Source organism: Leisingera sp. F5, from assembly GCF_001593695.1.
This window is the reverse complement of record NZ_LUKH01000641.1, coordinates 1-1,941: the sequence shown is the minus strand read 5'-3', so window position 1 is coordinate 1,941 and position 1,941 is coordinate 1. Positions and strand designations below refer to the sequence as shown.

At 60.8% G+C, this 1,941-nt stretch carries 2 protein-coding genes and 1 pseudogene; 1 reads left to right on the top strand and 2 read right to left on the bottom strand.

What is annotated here, in order from left to right:
- A partial coding sequence (phnF, locus tag A2I95_RS34265; protein ID WP_291736986.1) for a phosphonate metabolism transcriptional regulator PhnF occupies window positions 1–657 on the top strand: 657 nt, incomplete at its 5' end.
- A gap of 242 nt (window positions 658–899) precedes the next feature.
- Here the strand turns inward: phnF and A2I95_RS34260 are convergent.
- Window positions 900–1,703, bottom strand: coding sequence for a substrate-binding domain-containing protein (locus tag A2I95_RS34260; RefSeq protein WP_291736983.1), 804 nt, complete (start codon window positions 1,701–1,703; stop codon window positions 900–902).
- Window positions 1,700–1,941, bottom strand: a pseudogene (locus A2I95_RS34255) (sulfate ABC transporter ATP-binding protein); the annotation flags it as partial. The gene A2I95_RS34260 and the pseudogene A2I95_RS34255, both read right to left, overlap by 4 nt.

Below are 1,941 nucleotides of genomic sequence, written 5' to 3'. Positions count from 1 at the left end.
CAAGGCCGCTACGAGACCGGAGGCAAGCTGCCCGCCGAAGCGCAGCTGTCGGCACGTTTCGGGGTGAACCGCCACACTGTGCGCCGGGCGTTGGCCGATATGGCGGAACAGGGCCTGGTGCACCCGCGCCGCGGCGCCGGGGTGTTCGTGGCGGCCAAACCAACGGACTATCCGATCGGCAAGCGGGTGCGCTTTCACCAGAACCTGACTCGCGAGGGGCGCAGTCCCGCCAAACAGATCCTGATGCTGGAAACCCGCGCCGCGGCACCCCGTGAAGCCAATGCGCTGCAGCTGGATCCCGGTGCCCAGGTGCATGTCTATGACGGGTTGTCGCTGGCCGACGGCCAGCCCATCGCGCTGTTTCAAAGCATCTTTCCCGCAGACCGGTTTCCGGGGATTCTGGACGCACTAGAAGACCTGCGCTCAGTCACCGCGGCACTGCAAGAACAGGGGGTGAAAGATTACACCCGCGCCGAAACCCGGATCACGGCCAAACTCGCCACCGCAACCCAGGCTTTGCATCTAAAAATCGCCGAAGGCAGCCCGATCCTGCGCACCACCGGCATCAATACAGATCCTGAAAACCGCCCCGTCGAGTTCGGCCGCACCTGGTTTGCCGGCGACCGGGTCACCCTGACTGTTGGCGGCGGGGCCTAAAGCAAAAGGCTCCCGCCTGTTCCGGAGCATTTTGAAAATGCACCTCTCAGTTGGGCCGCGCGCCGCGCCACCGCTTCGGCCTCAATTGCAATTTGTTCAATTGCAACGCCCCCTGCCGCGCACAGCGCGGCTGCCACGCCCAACCTTTGCAGGGTATCTTTGATACCCGGAATGGGCGGGAGTACCACCGCAATGGAACAGCCCCCGCAGACAGCAGAGGCTCAGCGGCAGATCAAAAATCGCTACTGTTTGGCGTTGAACACAAACAGCGTCTCGCCATTGATCTGATAGTCATTGATCAGCTCTTGCGCTTTTTGCGAAACCAGCCAAGCCTCCAATTGCACCGCCAGGCTGTTCTTCACGTGACCATGTTTTTCCGGGTTCACCGGAATGTAGGCGTATTGGTTGAACAGCACCGGATCACCCGCAAACAGCAGCGCCAAGCCGCCTTTGTTGCCAAAGTTGAGCCAGCTTGCCCGGTCGGACATGATGTAACCGTCCATGCCCGATGCCGTATTCAGAGCAGCCCCCATTCCCGCACCAACCGCGCGGTACCAGTCGCCGAAACCTACAGGATCAAGGCCGGCCGAGGCCCACAGGCTCAGCTCTTTCTTATGCGTGCCGCTGTCATCGCCGCGGCTGACAAAGGCGGTCTCTGCCCCGGCAATCTTCTGCAACGCGTTTGCAGCATCCGCTGCGCCGGACACGCCGGCCGGATCCGCCTTTGGACCAATGATGACAAAATCATTATACATGATCTCGCGGCGGTGGGTGCCGTATCCGCCAGCCAGGAACGTCTCTTCGGCTTTCTTCGAATGCACCAGAATTGCATCCACGTCACCGGCTTCGCCCAGCCGGAGTGCCTGACCGGTGCCAACAACCAAAAGCTGCACATCCAGACCAAGATCGTTCTTGATCTCCGGCAGCAGGATCTCGGCCAGGCCGGAATTGTGGAAAGAAGTGGTCACCGCCATCTTCATCTCTTCCGCCAGCGCTGCCGTGGCCATTGCCATTGAGGCAACGGCACCAATAATCAGATGTTTCATTCTACAATATCTCCGTTCAGAAATGCGCGTCCCTGAGGGGTTTCGGGTCCGGCAAAGAAATCGCCCGCCGGACTGAATTCATGAATGCGGCCCTGCAGGACAAAGATCACCTCATCCGCCAGCCGCCGCGCCTGTCCCATGTTGTGGGTGGACATAACCAGCCGTGTGCCGCTCTCGGATGCATGGGCCAGGATTTCCTCGATTTCGCGGGTGGCACGGCCATCCAGCGCCGCACAGG

Coding starts and splice junctions, on each gene's coding strand:
- A2I95_RS34260 (WP_291736983.1), bottom strand. CDS start 1,703: ATGAAACATCTGATTATTGGTGCCGTTGCCTCAATGGCAATGGCCACG.